This is a genomic window from Pseudomonas sp. P5_A2_2 (assembly GCF_054177685.1).
Genome location: NZ_JBGCUL010000002.1, coordinates 13,250 through 31,912 on the forward strand (window position 1 = coordinate 13,250; position 18,663 = coordinate 31,912).

The following is an 18,663-nucleotide window of genomic DNA, read 5'->3' on the forward strand; positions in this document are numbered from 1 at the left end:
TGTAGGAGCGAGCCTGCTCGCGATGAGGCCCTGACAACCTGCACACATCTTCCGGACAAACCCAGCAATCCCTCTCTCCACAGATCCAAACTTGATCCTCCCCCCGCGCAAGCCTAATCTAGCGCCACGCAATCGTTTCACCCCTCCCTTCGCAACACCGCGCCATCGCCACTCCATACCCAGGAGGTTCACGAATGTTCGATTTCCATCCCCAGCTCAAGCAGCGCTTCGCTGCCTTGCGCACGGGTGCCGAATTCTTTTCCCTGCGTTATGTGCGCGAATCCGGGCAGTACCTGTCGGTGCGCAAGAACGTCGCCGAACCGCCAAGCCTGAGCCGTGACGAAGGGGCGATGCTGACCGTGCGGGTCAATGGCGTCGAGGCCTATGCGGCCACCAACGACCTGTCGCAACAGGGCCTGCAAGCTGCCCTCGAACGCGCCGAACTCCAGGCCCGCCGACTCAAGCCCCACGCCTTGCTGGACCTGCGCGAGCAGGCTGTTTCCAGCGACCGCGCCGATTACTTTTCGCCCAACCTCGACCAGGCCTTCCCGCCCCTGAGCGACTGCTACCAACTGCTTGGCACCGAGTCGGCCGCCGTACCCAAGGACGAGCGCCTGGTGAATTGGCAGGTCAGCCTCGGCATGACCCACGTCGAGCAGATTTACCTCAACAGCGCCGGTGCCGAACTGCGCCAGGCCCAACGCTTTGTCTACCCTGGCCTGGACGTCACGGCCTACGACGGCAACGACAGCCAGACCCGTAGCCTGGGCCGCGAGAACTTCGGCCAGCAAGGCGCGGCGGACGTCATCAGCCGCTGCGGCCTGATCGGTGCCGGTGCCCAGGTGGCCGATCAGGCCCTGCAATTGCTCCTGGCGCCGAACACCCCGCAAGGCAAGCGCGACCTGCTGCTGATGCCCGACCAGATGATGCTGCAAATCCACGAATCCATCGGCCACCCGCTGGAACTGGACCGCATCCTCGGCGACGAGCGCAATTACGCTGGCACCAGTTTCGTCAAAGCCTGCGATTTCGGCCGCCTGCAATACGGTTCCGGCCTGCTCAACGTGACCTTCGACCCGGACATTCCCGAGGAACTCGCCAGCTACGGCCATGACGACGACGGCACGCCCGCCAGCAAACAGTTCCTGATCCGTGAAGGCCTGTTGCTGCGCCCGCTGGGTGGTGCGTTGTCGCAATTCCGTGCCGGCATGGACGGCGTCGCCAACAGCCGTGCGTGCGGCTGGAACCGCCCGCCCATCGACCGCATGGCCAACCTCAACATCGAGCCAGGCGATCAGTCCATCGAGCAGTTGATCGGCGGTATCGAACACGGCGTGCTGATGTCGACCAACCGCTCATGGTCGATCGACGATGCGCGCAACAAATTCCAGTTCGGCTGCGAATGGGGCCAACTGATCGAAAACGGCGAACTCAAGGACGTGGTGAAGAATCCCAATTACAGGGGCATCTCCGCGCAATTCTGGAAGAGCCTCAGCGCCGTCGGCGATGCCAGTACCTTCAAGGTCCTCGGCACACCGAACTGCGGCAAGGGCGAACCGAACCAGGTGATCCGCGTCGGCCACGCATCACCGGCCTGTGTGTTCAGCAACGTTGATGTATTCGGAGGAGACGCCTGATGAATCCTTCAAACAGCCAGTCCGCGTCGTTCAAGGCGCTGGTCAACAGCCTGCGTGCAGCCCTGCGCGAGCCCGAGCAGTTCACCCTCAGCTACGCCGCCGAATCGTCGGCCTTCGTGCGTTTCAACCACGCCAAGGTGCGTCAGGCCGGTCAGGTGCAGCAGGCGAGTATCGGCCTGAAGCTGATCAACGAAGGCCGCCATGCCGACCTGCACATCACCCTGGCCGGCGATCCGCAGGTGGATGCACAGCGCCTGAACGAAGGCCTGCAACAGTTGCGTGAAACCCTGCCACTGCTGCCTGCGGACCCGTACTTGCTGCTCAACCACAACGGCTGGCAGAGCAACAACGTGCAGTCGCACCCGCTGCCGGACACCGAGCAGGTAGTCGCGCAAATCACCCAGGCCGCCGAAGGCCTGGATCTGGTCGGATTCTATGCTGCAGGGCCTATCAGTCGTGGCTTTGCCAGTTCTTCGGGCGCCTTCGGCTGGCATCAGGCCAACAGTTTCAATTTCGACTTCAGCCTGTTCCACGAGAATGGCCAGGCCGTGAAAGCCAGCTACGCCGGGCACGACTGGAGCAGCGAAGGCTTTGCCAAACGCTTCCAGCAAGCCCGCGAACAGCTTGAGTTTCTGGGCCGGCCACTGCGCACCTTGGCGCCCGGCCAGTACCGCGCCTACCTGGCACCGGCGGCGCTGGAAGAAATCATGGGCATGCTGTGCTGGGGTGGTTTCTCGGCACAGTCGATTGCCAGCAAAAGCAGCCCGCTGCAAAAGCTCTACGGGGGTGACAGCGCCTTCAGCCCGCTGGTCTCGCTGGATGAAAAAGTCAGCGGCTCGCTGAGCCCGGCGTTTTCCGATGAGGGTTATCCGCGCAGCGACCTGGAGTTGATCGTCGACGGCAAGGCCCGGGCGCAACTGGTCGGCTCGCGCAGCGCCGCTGAATACGGTTTGACTGCCAATGGCGCCAGCGGCGGTGAATCACCGAGCGCACTGAACATGAAAGCCGGGACATTGCCTGACGCGGACATCCTCAAGCAATTGGGCACGGGGCTGTACATCAGCAACCTGTGGTACCTGAACTTCTCTGATCAACCGGCCGCACGCCTGACCGGCATGACCCGGTTTGCCACGTTCTGGGTCGAGAACGGCGAAATTCAGGCACCAGTCAGCACCATGCGTTTTGATGACAGCGCCTTCAGCCTGCTCGGTTCGCAACTGGAAGCGTTGACCGAGGAGCGGGAGTTGTTGCTGTCGGCCAGTACCTACAGCCAGCGGGCGACGGCTTCGGCGTTGTTGCCGGGGGCGCTGGTCAGCCGATTGACCCTGACCCTGTAGACACATACCCCTGTAGGAGCGAGCTTGCTCGCGATGGTCGTGAACGATGACGCGTGCTGTCTGGAAAAATGCATCGCCTTCACATTCATCGCGAGCAAGCTCGCTCCTACAGGAATGGAGTAAAGCTCACACTGACAAGAGGCCCCATGCCCAACCGCCCACCTCTCGACGCTGTCACCGCCCGCTGGGTGCCGTGGGTCGTCGCCATTGCCTTCTTCATGCAGTCCCTCGACGGGACGATTCTCAACACCGCCCTGCCGGCCATGGCCCGCGACTTGGCCGAAGACCCATTGCGCATGCAGGGTGTGATCATCGCCTACATGCTCACGGTCGCGTTGCTGATTCCCGCGTCCGGCTGGATCGCCGATCGCTTCGGCACCCGAAAGATCTTCTTCAGCGCCATTCTGTTGTTCAGCTTCGGCTCGTTGCTCTGCGCATTGTCGAGCAGCCTGACCATGTTGATCGGCGCCCGGGTGATCCAGGGCCTGGGTGGCGCACTGATGTTGCCGGTCGGGCGGCTGGTGGTGTTGCGCGCCTATCCGCGTTCGGAACTGGTGCGGATCATGGGCTTCATCACCATTCCCGGGCTGCTCGGCCCCTTGATCGGCCCGACCATGGGCGGCTGGATGGTGCAATACCTGACCTGGCACTGGATCTTCCTGATCAACCTGCCCGTCGGTGTCGTCGGTTGCTACGCCGTGTGGAAATTCATCCCCGACCTTCGTGGCACCGAGCGCACCCGTTTCGATAGCCTGGGTTTCGTGCTGTTCGGCGCGGCGATGATTCTGATCACAATTGCCATGGAAGGCCTGGGCGAACTGCACCTGCCGCATTTGCGGGTGATGTTGCTGCTGTTCGGCGGCATGGCTTGCCTCGCCGCGTATTGGTTGCGCGCCGGGCATATCGAAAACCCGTTGTTCGCGCCGTCGCTGTTCAAGACCCGGACCTTTGCCGTGGGCATTCTCGGCAACCTGTTCGCCCGTCTCGGCAGCGGCGCCCTGCCCTTTCTGGTGCCATTGCTGTTGCAAGTGGCGCTGGGCTATTCGCCGTCCCAGGCCGGGATGAGCATGCTGCCGCTGGCGGCGGCGGCGATGATCGCCAAGTGGGTCGCGCGGCCGCTGATCGAGCGTTTGGGTTATCGCATCGTGCTCACCGGCAACACCCTGGCGCTGGGGATCATGCTGGCGAGCATGGGCCTGGTCAGCGAGCAAACACCGTACTGGCTGCTGCTGTGCATGTTGGCGATCCTTGGTGCGATCAACTCCTTGCAGTTCACCGCGATGAACACCGTGACCCTGATCGACCTCGACGATGCCAGCGCCAGCAGCGGCAACAGCCTGCTGTCGGTGGTCGCGCAGTTGTCCCTGAGCCTGGGGGTTGCGTGTGCGGGTGCGCTGCTCGGTGGCTTTACGGCGGAGATTGGCAATGACGGCGTGGACACGGTTTTGGGCGCCTTTCAACTAACGTTCGTGACGGTTGGAATCATGGCAATGCTCGCCGCAACCATCTTCTCCCAGCTCTCGAAGCAAGACGGACGGCGTGTCAAACGTCCGGAACAGCACATCGAACCTTAGGGCGAATGGCCATCGGACTGGTACACTGCGCGACATTTTGTTTTGCAGGCCAGTCCCGTGACCACCATCGCCACCGAATTTAATACTTTGCCGCTGTCCGCCGCCATGCTGGCTAACCTCGACTCCCTCGGTTATGCCCAGATGACGCCGATCCAGGCGCAAAGCTTGCCGGTGATCCTCAAGGGGATGGACCTGATCGCCCAGGCCAAGACCGGCAGCGGCAAGACCGCCGCGTTCGGCATCGGCCTGCTGAACCCGATCAATCCGCGCTACTTCGGTTGCCAGGCGCTGATCCTGTGCCCGACCCGCGAGCTGGCCGATCAGGTCGCCAAGGAAATCCGTCGCCTGGCCCGTGCCGAAGACAACATCAAGGTCCTGACCCTGTGCGGCGGTGTGTCCCTCGGCCCGCAGATCGCTTCGCTGGAACATGGCGCGCATATCATCGTCGGCACCCCGGGCCGTATTCAGCAGCACCTGCGCAAGGGCTCGCTGGTGCTCCACGGCCTGAACACCCTGATCCTCGACGAAGCCGACCGCATGCTCGACATGGGTTTCTACGACTCCATCGAAGAAATCATCATGCAGGCCCCGGAGCGTCGCCAGACCCTGCTGTTCTCCGCCACCTACCCGGTAGGCATCAAGCAGTTGGCCTCGAAGTTCATGCGCAATCCGCAGCAAGTGAAAGCCGAAGCTTTCCACGACGACACGCAGATCGAGCAGCGCTTCTACGAGATTTCCCCGGATGACCGCATGAGTGCGGTGACCAAGGTCCTTGGCCACTTCCGCCCGGCCTCCTGCGTGGCTTTCTGCTACACCAAGCAGCAGGTTCAGGAAACCGTCGACCACCTGACCGCCAAAGGCATTTCCGCCGTCGGCCTGCACGGCGATCTGGAACAGCGAGACCGCGACCAGGTGCTGGCGATGTTCGCCAACCGCAGTACTTCGGTACTGGTGGCGACTGACGTCGCCGCGCGCGGCCTCGATATCGACTCCCTGGACATGGTGATCAACGTCGAATTGGCCCGTGATTCGGAAATCCACATCCACCGCGTCGGCCGTACCGGTCGTGCCGGTGAGAAAGGCCTCGCGATCAGCCTTGTCGCGCCGTCCGAAGCACAGCGCGCACAAGCCATCGAGCAATTGCAGAAGACGCCGCTGACCTGGGATCAGGTCGACAACCTCACCTCCAAGGGCGGCGGCCCGCTGCTGCCGCAGATGAGCACCCTGTGCATCGCTGCCGGCCGCAAGGACAAGGTTCGTCCGGGCGACATTCTCGGCGCATTGACCGGCGACGCCGGCATCCCCGGTGCCCAGGTCGGCAAGATCGCGATTTTCGACTTCCAGGCCTATGTGGCCGTGGAGCGCGGCGTCGCCAAGCAGGCCTTGCAACGCCTGAACGACGGCAAGATCAAGGGCCGTTCGTTGCGCGTGCGTATCCTGTAAGAACAACGCACATCCCCTGTAGGAGCGAGCCTGCTCGCGAAAAACCTGAGCTCACCGCATTGAGCCAGGCTGCCGGCGTTATCGTTGACGTCCATCGCGAGCAGGCTCGCTCCTACAGTTAGTTTTGTGGTGAAACACCGTGAGGACACCGTTTTGCGCTCTACCGAAGTCGTGATCATTGGCGCTGGCGCCGCAGGGTTGATGTGTGCACTGACCGCCGCCGGGCGCGGGCGCAAGGTGCTGCTGCTCGACCATGCCAACAAGGCCGGCAAGAAAATCCTGATGTCGGGTGGTGGCCGCTGCAATTTCACCAACATGTACACGGAACCGGGCAATTTCCTCTCGCAGAACGAGCACTTCTGCAAATCCGCCCTGGCCCGCTACACCCAGTGGGATTTCATCGGCATGGTGGCCAAGCATGGCGTGCCGTACCACGAGAAAAAACTCGGCCAGTTGTTCTGCGATAACAAATCCAGCGACATCCTGGAAATGCTCCTGAATGAGTGCGACCAGGTCGGCGTCAGCCTGCACCTGGACACGTCGATCCAGACCATCGAGAAGCTCGAAAAGGGCTATTTGCTGGACACCACGCACGACCAAATCACCTGCGAATCCCTGGTGATCGCCACCGGCGGCCTGTCGATCCCGACCCTGGGTGCCACCGGTTTCGGTTACCAGGTGGCCAAACAGTTTGGCCACGAACTGCTGCCGACCCGCGCCGGTCTGGTGCCGTTCACCATCACCGATCAGCTCAAGGCCTTGTGCACCGAGTTGTCCGGTACGTCGGTGGATTGCCTGGTGAGCTGCAACGACCAGAGCTTTCGCGAGAACATCCTGTTCACCCACCGCGGCCTCAGTGGCCCGGCGATTTTGCAGATCTCGTCGTTCTGGGAATCCGGGGATACCGTCGAGATCAACCTGATGCCCGACCACGACGTACCGAGCTGGCTGCAACAGCAACAGGCCGAACGTCCCAATAGCGAGCTGAAAACCCTGCTCGGGGAAATCTTCACCAAGAAGATGGCCAACCTGCTGGCGGACAACTGGTTCGTGTCCAAACCGATGAAACAGTACACCCACGCCGAACTGGCCGATATCGCGGAAAAACTGGCGAGCTGGAAAGTCGTGCCGGCGGGCACCGAAGGCTATCGCACCGCCGAGGTGACCCTGGGTGGCGTCAACACCAATGAAGTGTCGTCCAAGACCATGGAATCGCTGAAAAGCCCGGGGCTGTACTTCATCGGCGAAGTACTCGACGTGACCGGGCATCTGGGTGGCTTCAACTTCCAGTGGGCGTGGGCTTCGGGCTACGCCGCTGCGCAGTACGTCTGATCCAACCCAAAACCTGTAGGAGCGAGCCTGCTCGCGATAGCGGCCTAACAGTCGACATCAATATTGAATGTACCGGCCTCATCGCGAGCAGGCTCACTCCTACATTGGATAGGTGTGGCGTCAAGGAACAGATTTTGCTGTCTGATGTGATCGACGCCATTGCGTCGGCGTCATTAGTGGCTCAATTTAGCGTCATTGCCTCGGAAGGCCTTCGCATTTCATGTCATCGACTTCGTTCCGCCAGTCTCTGCGTCGCCTTTGGGCGCTGGATAAATTCAGCTACAGCGTGCGGGTATTCATTGCCCTGACCGGCACCATGGCGCTGTGTTGGTATCAGGATGAAATGGGCCTGCTGATCCCGTTGTTCCTGGGGATTATCGCCAGTGCCCTGGCTGAGACCGACGACAGCTGGCAGGGCCGTCTCAACGCGCTGGCCGTAACACTGGTGTGTTTCGCGGTCGCCGCCCTGTCCGTCGAACTGCTCTTCCCCTACCCCTCGCTGTTTATCATCGCCTTCGCCCTGGCTGCGTTCTGCCTGACCATGCTCGGCGCCTTGGGCGAGCGCTATGGCGCGATTGCCTCGGCGACACTGATTCTGTCGGTCTACACCATGATCGGCGTGGACCAGCGCGGCGGTGCGGTCATCGATGTCTGGCACGAGCCGGTGCTGCTGGTGGCCGGTGCCGCCTGGTACGGCCTGCTCTCGGTGTTGTGGCAGGCGCTGTTTTCCAATCAGCCGGTGCAGCAGAGCCTGGCGCGCCTGTTCCGCGAGCTGGGCTTTTACCTGAAGCTCAAATCCTCGCTGTTCGAGCCAATCCGGCAGATGGACGTGGAGGCACGGCGCCTGGAACTGGCCCAGCAGAACGGTCGGGTGGTGGCGGCATTGAACGCTGCCAAGGAAATCATCCTGCACCGGGTCGGCAACGGTCGCCCGGGGTCGAAAGTCAGCCGCTACCTGAAACTGTACTTCCTCGCGCAGGACATCCACGAACGTGCCAGCTCATCGCACTATCCATACAACGCCCTGGCCGACGCCTTCTTCCACAGCGACGTAATGTTCCGCTGTCAGCGCCTGTTGCGTCAGCAAGGCAAAGCTTGCCGAGCCCTGGCCGAATCGATCCAGATGCGCCAGCCGTTCACCTATGACGCCAGTTTCGCCGAGGCCCTGAGCGACCTGGATGCCTCCCTCGAACACCTGCGCATCCAGAGCAACCCGGCCTGGCGCGGCTTGCTGCGTTCACTGCGGGCACTGGCGGCCAACCTTGGCACTCTCGACCGCTTGCTCAGCGATGCCAGCAACCCCGACGCTCTGGCCGACGCCACCGACAGCAGCTTGCTCGACCGTTCGCCGCGCAGCCTCAAGGACGTGTGGCTGCGCTTGCGCACGCAGCTGACGCCGACCTCGCTGCTGTTCCGCCATGCCCTGCGATTGCCCCTGGCCTTGAGCATCGGCTACGCCATGGTGCATTTGATTCACCCGTCCCAAGGCTACTGGATCATCCTCACTACGCTGTTCGTCTGCCAACCGAACTACGGCGCCACCCGCCGCAAACTCGGTCAACGGATCATCGGCACTGCCATCGGCCTGACCCTGGCCTGGGCGTTGTTCGACCTGTTCCCGAACCCGCTGATCCAGTCGTGTTTCGCCATCGCCGCCGGGGTGGTGTTCTTTACCAACCGCACCACCCGCTACACCCTGGCGACGGCGGCGATTACCCTGATGGTGCTGTTCTGCTTCAACCAGGTGGGTGACGGTTACGGGCTGTTCCTGCCACGGCTGTTCGATACCTTGCTCGGCAGCCTGATTGCCGGGCTGGCGGTGTTCCTGTTCCTGCCGGACTGGCAGGGTCGACGCCTGAACAAAGTGCTGGCCAACACCCTGGCCTGCAACAGCATTTACCTGCGCCAGATCATGCAGCAATACGCCGACGGCAAAAGCGACGACCTGGCTTACCGCCTGGCCCGCCGTAATGCGCACAACGCCGACGCGGCGCTGTCGACCACACTGGCCAATATGCTGATGGAGCCTGGGCATTTCCGTAAAGAAGCGGATGTCGGATTCCGCTTCCTGGTGCTGTCGCACACGCTACTCAGCTACCTGTCAGGCCTGGGCGCACACCGGGAAACCCAACTGCCAGCGCACGTGCATGACCATTTGATCGACGGGGCCGGGGTGAAACTGGCTGCGAGCATCGACGAAATCGCCCATGGGCTGGCGAGCAAATCCTCAATTGCGATTCAAAGCGATGAGGAAGAAGCACTGGCCAATGAACTGGAACAAATGCCCGATGAGATCGACGAGGGCCAGCGGTTGGTGCAGACGCAACTGGCGCTGATTTGTCGGCAGTTAGGGCCGCTGAGGACATTGGCGGCGCACCTGATCAAGGACACCAGTGAGGATTGAGATCAGTGGTGTCTGGGCTGGCCTCATCGCGAGCAAGCTCGCTCCCACAGTAGATCTTCAGTCGACACAAATTTTGTAAACACCAGAGAACCTCTGTGGGAGCGAGCTTGCTCGCGATGAGGCCATCAGCAACAACATAAAAACTGGCTGAACTCACTCACATCCCATGCTGCTTCATCAAATTGTCATAACTCCCGTCCACCTTCATCGCCGCAATTTCCCGGTCGAAACTGGCGACGATCTGCTCATGCTGCGGATTCTTCAGGCTGACCAGAATGTGCAGGCTGTTCTCGCTCAAAGCCTTGGGCAGGAATTCCACGGCGTTTCGTACCTTGGGTGACTCACGGGACAGGTAGTAGCGGGCGACGTACTCATCTTCCAGTGTCAGTTTGACCCGGTCGGCCGCGACCATGCGCACTGCCATGGCGAAGCTGTGCACCGGAATTTTCTGTAATGAGTCGTCGTTGTCGAACGCGGGCGAATAGGCGTAACCGCGCACGACGGCAATCGGATAGGTGTGCAATTGCTGCAGGTCGTTGAACTCGATGGGCGCGTCTTTACGCTTGAGAAACCGTACGCGATTGAGCAGGTATTCGCCGGAAAACTGGCCGAATTTTGTACGCTCGTCGTTGTACCAGGCGTTGACCAGCACGTCGTAGCGGCCCTCGCCCACACCCATCAAGGCCCGCGCCCAGGGCACTTGTTCAAACTCACTGGCATAGCCGGCCCTGGCGAGCGCGGTACTGACAATATCCGTGGCCAAACCACCGTTGACGAGCGTGGCATCGGTAAAGGGGGGCCAGGCATCAGCGACCAACCGCAGTTTTTCTGCCGCTGCTCCCTGAACCAGCAACAGCAATCCAATCAAAGCAAAAGCTCGATGCAATCGCGGCATGCCAGAAATCCTTAGCGGGCGGATTGCCCTACGTGTTTTCAGCCAAAACCCCAAGGCCTCGTACTGACAAGACCCGGGTACGAAACATTAGCTCATCGAAGCCACAGCACAGCGCTTCGATCCAGATTACACAAAGAAGACATCCGCGCGAGAAATGAATGATGGCATTTTGGCCTATGTCACAGATTCTTCCGCCATAAAGACTTCTGGAGCGACTGCGCTTAGTATCGGAACGACGTTTTCAGGGAATCAAAACATGACAGTCGATTGGATCTGCAAACACCACAGCGACCTGGGCAAGGAGCAGCTGTACGCCATTTTGCAGCTGCGCGCCGAGGTGTTCGTCGTCGAGCAGCAATGCGCTTATCAAGACGTGGATGGCCAGGACCTGGAAGGTGACACTTGCCACTTGATGGCCTGGGACGGCAATCAACTGGTGGCCTATCTGCGGCTGCTCGACCCGGAACTGCAAGGCGGGGACGTAGTGATCGGTCGGGTGATCATTGCTCCACACGCACGAGGCGCCGGGCTTGGACATGAGTTGATGGACCAGGCGTTGAAGCAGATTGAAGAACGCTGGCCGCAAACGCCGATCTACCTCTCGGCCCAGACGCATTTGCAGGGGTATTACGGGCGGTACGGGTTTGTCGTGACGGGCGAGGAGTTTATCGAAGATGGCATTCCACACATTGGCATGCGTCGTCCTTGAAGGCCCCATCGCGGGCAAGCCCGCTCCCACACTGAACTGTGTTCACAACTCCAATCAACTGTGGGAGCGAGCTTGCTCGCGATGGCGTCAGTTCAGTCACCGCTGGAGTCAGGGATACTCCAACACCGCCTTGATCTGCCGCAGATTACGCTCGATCCACCCGCGATCGATCGCACCCCACTCGCGAATCCGATAGCGCCCCGCATGGTTGCGCGCACCCTCTTCCTGCTCGAATTCACAGACAATATCCAGATCCGCCAGCGCCGCGATGGTGTCCTGCGCCGTGCGCCGGGGCATGCCGGTGACCTCGGTCAGCGCCGGGACACTGCTGGCCAGCCCGCTGTCGATCAGGTACGCCACGTACAACCGGCGGTAGAAGCTGCTCTTGGTCTTGCTCACGTCCATCCAATGCTCCTCAAAAGATCGCAGCCTGCGGCAGCTCCTACAGATCCCGCCACGTCAGATATACCCGCACATCGAATTCCACCTGGTGATAACCCGGCAGCATGTGCTCGCACAGTTTGTAGAAGGCCTTGTTGTGGTCCGACTCCTTGAAGTGCGCCAACTCATGCACCACGATCATTTTCAGGAACTCGCAAGGCGCTTCCTTGAACAGCGAAGCGATGCGGATTTCCTTCTTGGCCTTGAGCTTGCCACCCTGCACCCTGGAGATCGTGGTGTGCAGGCCGAGCGCGCGATGAGTCAGGTCCAGACGGTTGTCGAACAGCACCTTGTCAATTGCCGGAGCATTACGCAGGTACTCCTGCTTGAGGTCCAGGGCAAAGGTGTATAGCGCCTTGTCGCTCTGCACCCCGTGCTTTTCCGGGTAACGCTGGCTCAGGTAATCGCCCAGCCGACCGTCGGCGATCAGCTGGCGCACCTGATCCTGCAAGGTAGCGGGATAAGCCTGGAGATATTTCAACACGGTCATCGGGGCGGCAATACACGTCACTAAAAGGTCGCCAGTGTAGCGAATTCAGCGGGGCAGCGCGCTCCAGTCAAACGGCTGGACAAAGACCCCGGTGTCTTCGGCCATCATCGGCCGGGCCACCAGAAAGCCTTGCACATATTCACATCCGTTGGCCTGCAGCCATTCATACTGCGCGAYGGTTTCCACCCCTTCGGCGATCACCAGCATCCCGAACTGCTTGCACAGCTCGATGACACTGCGTACCAGCGCCGCATCCCTTGCCGACTCCGGCAACCGGGCGATCAAATGCCGGTCGAGCTTGAGGGTATCCAGATCCAGGTCGCGCAAGTGCGACAGGGCGCACGGTCCGGCCCCGAAGTCATCCAGTGCCACCCGTACGCCCAGATTGTGCAGCAGGCGCAATTGCTTGCGGGTTTCTTCGGGGTTGTGCATCAAGGCCTCTTCCGTGACCTCGACTTCTAGATAACGCGGTTGCAAGCCATGGCGCTCAAGCACCTGACGCAACTCAGTGACCAGGTTGGGCATGCCGAACTGCGTACTGCTCAAACTGACGCCGAGCACCAGGTCCTCGGTAAACAGGGACTCCCAGGCTTTGCGCTGCCCGGCGCTGCGATGGTAGATCCAGCTGCCCAGACGACTGATCAGCCGCGCCTCCTCCAGCAATGGCAAAAACAGCCCCGGGGGTACATCGCCAACGCTCGGATGCTGCCAGCGCAACAAGGCCTCGAAGCCACGGATCCGCCCGTCGGCAATCGCCACCTGAGGCTGATACACCAGATTGAAATCCCGATTCTCAATGGCGGTTCGCACACTTTCTTCCAGCATCAGCCGCGAGCGCGCCCGGCCGTTCATTTCGTGATCGTAGAAGCGATATTGCTGGCGACCGGCACGCTTGGCTTCGTACATGGCAATGTCGGCCGCCCGCAGCATCCCGTCGAGATTGGCACCACAATCCGGGAACGTGGCGATGCCGATACTGGCACCCAAGGCGATATCGAGGCCATCGATCTGCTGACAGATCGACACTCGCTCGATGAGTTTCTCGGCAATCTTCGCCGCTTGCTCGGGGAACTCCAGATCCAGCAGCGCGGTGAATTCGTCACCGCCCATCCGCGCCAGAATGTCGAAGGGCCGCAGGCAAGCCTTCAACTGTTCGCAGACCCAGCGCAGCACCCGATCGCCGGCATCGTGCCCGAGCGAATCATTGACGCGCTTGAAGCCGTCGAGGTCCAGGTACATCAAGACCCAGGAACTGTCGGAGTGCTCACCGCGCAACAGCAGGTTCTCTACGGTCTGGTAGAAACCCCGGCGGTTGAGCAATCCGGTCAGCGGATCGGTGACCGCCTGAAATTCCAGTTGCTTATGCAGATGGCGCACCACCGACATGTCCAGCACGGTGACCACCATCGCATGCTGCTCGGCAGGCAACGGCGCGCAGGACAAGGCCACCGGCACCTGCTGGCCGGGTGCCGTACGTAGCAGGGCATCGTGCAGGCGCAGGGTTTCTCCGCGTTTATATCCGGCCAGCAACTCGGAATCGGCCCAGATCGGGATATGCGGTTTTTGCAGGTAGTCCAGAAACTCCTTGCCTTGCAGTTCCTGCACCGTGGCATTGAGCAGCCGTGACATCGCCGGATTGGCAAAACGAATCAGACCGTCCTCACCCAATACCAGAATGCCTTCGGCAGCGTTGTCCAGCACCGACGCATTAAAGGCACGAGCGGATTCCAGATCATGACTCAGACGCTGCAAAGCCCGGCGGTTACGCTGGTGTTCGAGCAACGCCTGGACCTTGGGCGTGAAGATCTGTGGGTCGAACGGCTTGAACAGGTAATCCACCGCACCACTGGCATAGCCCTTGATCACCGCGTCCTGGGACTGTTCGTTGGCGGTCAGGAAAATGATCGGCGTGAGACGGGTCCGCTGGCTACCGCGCATCAGGCGCGCCACTTCATAGCCGTCCATGCCCGGCATCCGCACGTCCAGCAGCACCAGGTCGATATCGTGTTCAAGCAACACGCCGAGGGCCTCGAAGCCCGAGGCGGCAGTCATGACCCGCCAGCCCTGGCGCTGTAACAACGCGCGCATGCTGATCAGGTTTTCAGGGTAATCATCGACGACTAAAAGGGTTGAGCCGCCTTCTACTGGCGTGGGTTGCGCGCATTCCATGCTGCTTCTCTAATTGCGGGGCGTCAGACCGGCTTCTCGTGAAAACCGGACAAATACTGTGCCATCACTCTAGACCCGGTTCTGCAAAAGCAGAAGGTGTCAGTGAGCCATCACTCATCATTGTGTCTTTTTACCGACTAACGGTCGATGGTTCAGACTCATGAAACCGGGATAGATGGCATTCCGACAGGATGTTGACGTCAACCACCCGTCCGACGAGCGTTAACAAAATATCCCGCTACGCTTATAAAGGCTGCCCCAAAGGTGCGGCCTAGAGCTTCTGGCACACCTGTGCAGCATGAATCGAGCGGATGAACCGACATGATCGATCTCGCAACCTGGAACCTCAGCGTCCCCGTCGGCAGCCCGCCGTACACCGTCGAAACCGCCAAGCTGGTGGATGGTTTCAAGGATCAATACTTCCATTCCGACACCGGCACATTGTTTTTCTGGACGCCCGTGACCGGTTCCCGTACCGAAAACGCGATTTATCCGCGCACTGAATTGCGTGAAACCTACAGCAATGGCACGTTGCACAACTGGTATTACCCGGATGCCGACAATTTGTTACATGCCACGCTGGCAGTGAATCAGGTGCCCAGTTCCGGGAAGATCGTCATCGGCCAGATCCATACCTTTCAGAGCCAGAAACCTCTGGTGAAGGTCGAATACCAATACAAAACCAGTACAGCCACCGGCAATATCGTCGCCAAGGTCCGCATGCACCCCGACGACACCCCCCGAGTCATCACCATCGCCACCGGCGTGAAACTCAATCAGGAATTCTCCTACCTCATCCACCTCAGCCCCGGCGGTGCATTGGGCATCAGTGCGGCGGGCTATCAGTGGAATACCGATATCAGCACGATGTGGCGTGATAAGCCGCTGTACTTCAAGGCTGGGGTTTATGTACAGGACAACACGGGGTACACCACTGAAGGCGGGGAAGTGACGTTCAGCCATCTGGATATCGATCACAATCAATAGTATTTACCGTTGAAACGATCGCAGCCTTCGGACGATCTTTTGATCTTGCGCTCACAAAAAACCCGCATTTCTGCGGGTTTTTCATGCGACTAAAACGCTGACGGTCTTAGTTGACCTTGGCGTTCAACTCACCCTTCAGGTAACGCTGATACATCCCTTCCAACGAGATCGCCTTGATCTTCGAAGCGTTGCCGGCAGTACCGAAGGCTTCGTAGCGAGCGATGCACACATCGCGCATGGCGGTCACGGTGGCGCCGAAGAATTTACGCGGGTCGAACTCGCTCGGGTTGGTGGCCATCAGGCGACGCATTGCGCCAGTGGATGCCAGGCGCAGGTCGGTGTCGATGTTGACCTTGCGCACGCCGTGCTTGATACCTTCGACGATTTCTTCAACCGGTACGCCGTAGGTTTCCTTTATGTCGCCGCCGTACTGGTTGATGATCGCCAGCCATTCTTGCGGAACCGAAGACGAACCGTGCATCACCAGGTGAGTGTTCGGAATGCGCTTGTGGATTTCCTTGATGCGGTCGATGGCCAGCACGTCGCCGGTAGGCGGCTTGGTGAACTTGTAGGCGCCGTGGCTGGTGCCGATAGCGATGGCCAGGGCATCAACCTGAGTGCGTTTTACGAAGTCAGCGGCTTCTTCCGGGTCGGTCAGCATCTGGCTGTGATCCAGAACGCCTTCGGCGCCGATACCGTCTTCCTCACCGGCCATGCCGGTTTCCAGCGAACCCAGGCAGCCCAGCTCGCCTTCTACCGAAACGCCGCAGGCGTGAGCCATGGCCACGGTCTGTTGGGTCACACGCACGTTGTAGTCGTAGTCGGTCGGGGTCTTGCCGTCTTCGCCCAGGGAACCGTCCATCATCACCGAGCTGAAGCCCAGTTGAATGGAGCGCTGGCAGACGTCAGGGCTGGTGCCGTGGTCCTGGTGCATGCACACCGGGATGTGCGGGAACTCTTCGATGGCTGCCAGGATCAGGTGACGCAGGAACGGTGCGCCGGCGTATTTGCGAGCACCGGCCGAAGCCTGGACGATCACCGGGGAGTCAGTCTTGTCAGCGGCTTCCATGATGGCGCGCATCTGCTCAAGGTTGTTGACGTTGAAGGCTGGAACGCCGTAGCCGAACTCGGCTGCGTGGTCCAGCATCTGGCGCATGCTGATAAGTGCCATTGTGTATATCTCTCCCGGTTGAGGGTCGTTAATCGTGCCAGCCTGCCGTAGCGGCGGCGGCTATTCAAGTTATTGCAGATCGGGGGTTGGCCCGGGCTGCGGATTCGGGTGTTACCAAAATCTTAAATACGACACAGAAACCCTGTGGGAGCGAGCTTGCTCGCGATGGGGGCGGCACATTCAGCATTGATGTGACTGTGATACCGCTATCGCGAGCAAGCTCGCTCCCACAATTGAATCTCTGTACATCAAATGAATCGTGTTATTCAGCCTTGCAACCGCGGCCGATCAAATCATTGGTGGCGACCCAGTAAACCAGGCCTTCCTCACCTTTTATGTGAAACGCCAGCATGTCATTGCTGTAYAGCGAACCCGATGCACCCGGTTCCTGCTTCAGGCGGTAGACCTGATCGGCACCGCCCAGGCGCACGTCGACTTCCCTGCGGCTGTCGTCGGTGTAGCGCCACAGCACTTTGGCCTGGCTGTCGCAGGTCCAGGTGGTCCAGTTATCCACAGGCGCGGACGAATGGAACAGGTTCAACTGAGCACAACCGGCCAACAACGCCAATGCCGCAACTGCGATAAAACCTTTCATCCGTGTCCCTCGGCTGACGGCGCACGCTGCCAGCCCTGAGTAAAGAGTCTGACCCGTCAAGGGCAGCCATGTTCCTTGGCGGGTGCCTGGGTCTCGTATTTGTCCAGACCCTCGGGACCTGCGCGCTTGTTGAGCACCGGGTTGGTTTCGGCCTGCCAGTCAGCCTGGTAGCAGCCTTTTTCCGACTCGGACGGCGCAGGTTCCGGCGTGGCCTTCGGGTTACTCCCGCACGCCACCAGTGAACCCGCGACGATCAACAGCGCTAACGTCTTGACCATGTAAACACTCCCTTGCCTGGTCTAACGGGCGACCCTCAGGCCTTGGCCCGGCTTTCCAGGACTTCAACGGCTGGTAGAACCTTGCCTTCGACGAATTCGAGGAACGCGCCACCACCGGTAGAAATGTAGGAGATCTGCTCGGCCACGCCATACTTGTCGATGGCAGCCAGGGTGTCGCCACCGCCGGCAATGGAGAACGCCGCGCTGTCTGCGATGGCCTGGGCCAGCACTTTGGTGCCATTACCGAACTGATCGAACTCGAACACGCCGACCGGGCCGTTCCACAGGATAGTCTTGGACGACTTCAGCAGCTCGGCGAAATTCGCCGCGGTCTGCGGGCCGATGTCCAGGATCATGTCGTCGGCAGCGACGTCAGCGATCAGCTTGACGGTCGCAGCGGCGCTTTCAGCGAATTCCTTGGCAACCACCACGTCCACTGGCAACGGCACGCTGACTTTGGCGGCGATGGCGCGAGCGGTATCCAGCAGATCCGGCTCGTACAGCGACTTGCCGACTGGATGACCGGCAGCGGCCAGGAAGGTGTTGGCGATGCCGCCACCAACGATCAACTGGTTGCAGATCTGGCTCAGGCTGTTGAGTACATCGAGCTTGGTCGACACCTTGGAGCCGGCGACGATGGCCGCCATCGGCTGGGCCGGGGCGCCCAGGGCTTTGCCCAGTGCGTCCAGTTCAGCGGCCAGCAGCGGGCCGGCAGCAGCGACTTTGGCGAACTTGGCCACGCCGTGGGTCGAACCCTCGGCACGGTGAGCGGTGCCGAAAGCGTCCATCACGAACACGTCGCACAGGGCAGCGTATTGCCGGGCCAGTTCGTCAGCGTTCTTTTTCTCGCCTTTGTTGAAACGCACGTTTTCGAACAGCACGATGTCGCCGGCCTTGACGTCGACGCCGTCCAGGTAATCGGCCACCAGCGGCACTTCACGGCCCAGGGCACGGCTCAGGTAGTCGGCGACTGGCTTGAGGCTGTTCTCGGCCGAGAACTCGCCTTCGGTCGGACGGCCAAGGTGCGAGCAGACCATCACGGCCGCGCCTTTTTCCAGGGCCAGCTTGATGGTCGGCAGCGAGGCCAGGATACGCGCATCGCTGGTGACAACACCGTCCTTGACTGGGACGTTGAGGTCTTCGCGGATCAATACGCGCTTACCTTGCAGATCGAGGTCGGACATCTTCAACACGGTCATGG

The 18,663-nt window shown here is 60.5% G+C and carries 16 protein-coding genes; 8 read left to right on the forward strand and 8 right to left on the reverse strand.

The genetic code is table 11. The annotated features are described in order from the left end of the window. The first annotated feature begins 194 nt into the window (after positions 1-194). From ACXRVY_RS00395 to yccS, 6 genes are all read left to right on the forward strand, one after another. On the forward strand, positions 195-1,637 hold the full coding sequence (locus tag ACXRVY_RS00395) for a TldD/PmbA family protein (protein WP_223456778.1): 1,443 nt from the start codon (positions 195-197) through the stop codon (positions 1,635-1,637). Next, entirely contained in the window at positions 1,637-2,974 is a 1,338-nt protein-coding gene (locus tag ACXRVY_RS00400; protein ID WP_223456777.1) for a TldD/PmbA family protein, read from the forward strand. Before ACXRVY_RS00395 ends, ACXRVY_RS00400 begins: the two co-directional genes overlap by 1 nt. Before the next feature lie 146 nt (positions 2,975-3,120). After that, the gene (gene mdtD, locus ACXRVY_RS00405; RefSeq protein WP_223456776.1) at positions 3,121-4,548 is read left to right on the forward strand and encodes a multidrug transporter subunit MdtD; all 1,428 of its coding nucleotides are present in this window, start codon (positions 3,121-3,123) and stop codon (positions 4,546-4,548) included. A 105-nt stretch (positions 4,549-4,653) separates the two neighbouring features. After that, the gene (gene dbpA / locus ACXRVY_RS00410; protein ID WP_256589093.1) at positions 4,654-5,991 is read left to right on the forward strand and encodes an ATP-dependent RNA helicase DbpA; all 1,338 of its coding nucleotides are present in this window, start codon (positions 4,654-4,656) and stop codon (positions 5,989-5,991) included. A 153-nt stretch (positions 5,992-6,144) separates the two neighbouring features. Beyond that, complete coding sequence (locus tag ACXRVY_RS00415) at positions 6,145-7,323, forward strand: BaiN/RdsA family NAD(P)/FAD-dependent oxidoreductase (protein ID WP_223456775.1); 1,179 nt, start codon at positions 6,145-6,147, stop codon at positions 7,321-7,323. A 220-nt stretch (positions 7,324-7,543) separates the two neighbouring features. Further along, a complete protein-coding gene (gene yccS / locus ACXRVY_RS00420; RefSeq protein ID WP_223456774.1) occupies positions 7,544-9,727 on the forward strand; it encodes a YccS family putative transporter in 2,184 nt (727 codons plus the stop codon). Between the two features lie 157 nt (positions 9,728-9,884). Here the strand turns inward: yccS and ACXRVY_RS00425 are convergent, their stop codons facing one another. After that, a complete protein-coding gene (locus ACXRVY_RS00425) occupies positions 9,885-10,622 on the reverse strand; it encodes a substrate-binding periplasmic protein (RefSeq protein ID WP_223456772.1) in 738 nt (245 codons plus the stop codon). 256 nt (positions 10,623-10,878) lie between these two features. Here ACXRVY_RS00425 and ACXRVY_RS00430 point away from each other — a divergent pair, with 256 nt between their 5' ends. Further along, complete coding sequence (locus tag ACXRVY_RS00430) at positions 10,879-11,331, forward strand: GNAT family N-acetyltransferase (RefSeq protein ID WP_223456770.1); 453 nt, start codon at positions 10,879-10,881, stop codon at positions 11,329-11,331. Positions 11,332-11,439: 108 nt separating this feature from the next. Here ACXRVY_RS00430 and ACXRVY_RS00435 read toward each other — a convergent pair whose 3' ends face one another. The 3 genes from ACXRVY_RS00435 to ACXRVY_RS00445 are packed head-to-tail and all read right to left on the reverse strand — an operon-like array spanning position 11,440 to position 14,431. Next, positions 11,440-11,736: a winged helix-turn-helix domain-containing protein gene (locus tag ACXRVY_RS00435; RefSeq protein ID WP_007894945.1), complete on the reverse strand. Its 297-nt coding sequence runs from the start codon at positions 11,734-11,736 to the stop codon at positions 11,440-11,442. A 37-nt stretch (positions 11,737-11,773) separates the two neighbouring features. Continuing rightward, positions 11,774-12,262, reverse strand: a complete 489-nt coding sequence (locus ACXRVY_RS00440) for a YgjP-like metallopeptidase domain-containing protein (RefSeq protein WP_223456768.1) — start codon at positions 12,260-12,262, stop codon at positions 11,774-11,776. 45 nt (positions 12,263-12,307) lie between these two features. Beyond that, entirely contained in the window at positions 12,308-14,431 is a 2,124-nt protein-coding gene (locus tag ACXRVY_RS00445; protein WP_458236948.1) for a putative bifunctional diguanylate cyclase/phosphodiesterase, read from the reverse strand. Positions 14,432-14,752: 321 nt separating this feature from the next. Between ACXRVY_RS00445 and ACXRVY_RS00450 the strand changes: the two genes are divergently transcribed. Then, positions 14,753-15,418, forward strand: coding sequence for a polysaccharide lyase family 7 protein (locus ACXRVY_RS00450; protein ID WP_223456763.1), 666 nt, complete (start codon positions 14,753-14,755; stop codon positions 15,416-15,418). Positions 15,419-15,524: 106 nt separating this feature from the next. On the opposite strand, the gene fba is transcribed toward ACXRVY_RS00450, so the two are convergent. The 4 genes from fba to ACXRVY_RS00470 all read right to left on the reverse strand — a co-directional run bounded on the left by fba (position 15,525) and on the right by ACXRVY_RS00470 (position 18,661). Continuing rightward, positions 15,525-16,589, reverse strand: a complete 1,065-nt coding sequence (gene fba, locus ACXRVY_RS00455) for a class II fructose-bisphosphate aldolase (RefSeq protein WP_007981624.1) — start codon at positions 16,587-16,589, stop codon at positions 15,525-15,527. A gap of 262 nt (positions 16,590-16,851) precedes the next feature. After that, positions 16,852-17,184 (reverse strand): MliC family protein, encoded by a 333-nt coding sequence (locus ACXRVY_RS00460; protein ID WP_223456762.1) that lies wholly within the window; start codon positions 17,182-17,184, stop codon positions 16,852-16,854. A 56-nt stretch (positions 17,185-17,240) separates the two neighbouring features. Continuing rightward, positions 17,241-17,462 (reverse strand): hypothetical protein, encoded by a 222-nt coding sequence (locus ACXRVY_RS00465; RefSeq protein ID WP_223456761.1) that lies wholly within the window; start codon positions 17,460-17,462, stop codon positions 17,241-17,243. A 35-nt stretch (positions 17,463-17,497) separates the two neighbouring features. Then, positions 17,498-18,661, reverse strand: coding sequence for a phosphoglycerate kinase (locus ACXRVY_RS00470; RefSeq protein ID WP_223456760.1), 1,164 nt, complete (start codon positions 18,659-18,661; stop codon positions 17,498-17,500). Positions 18,662-18,663 lie beyond the last annotated feature (2 nt).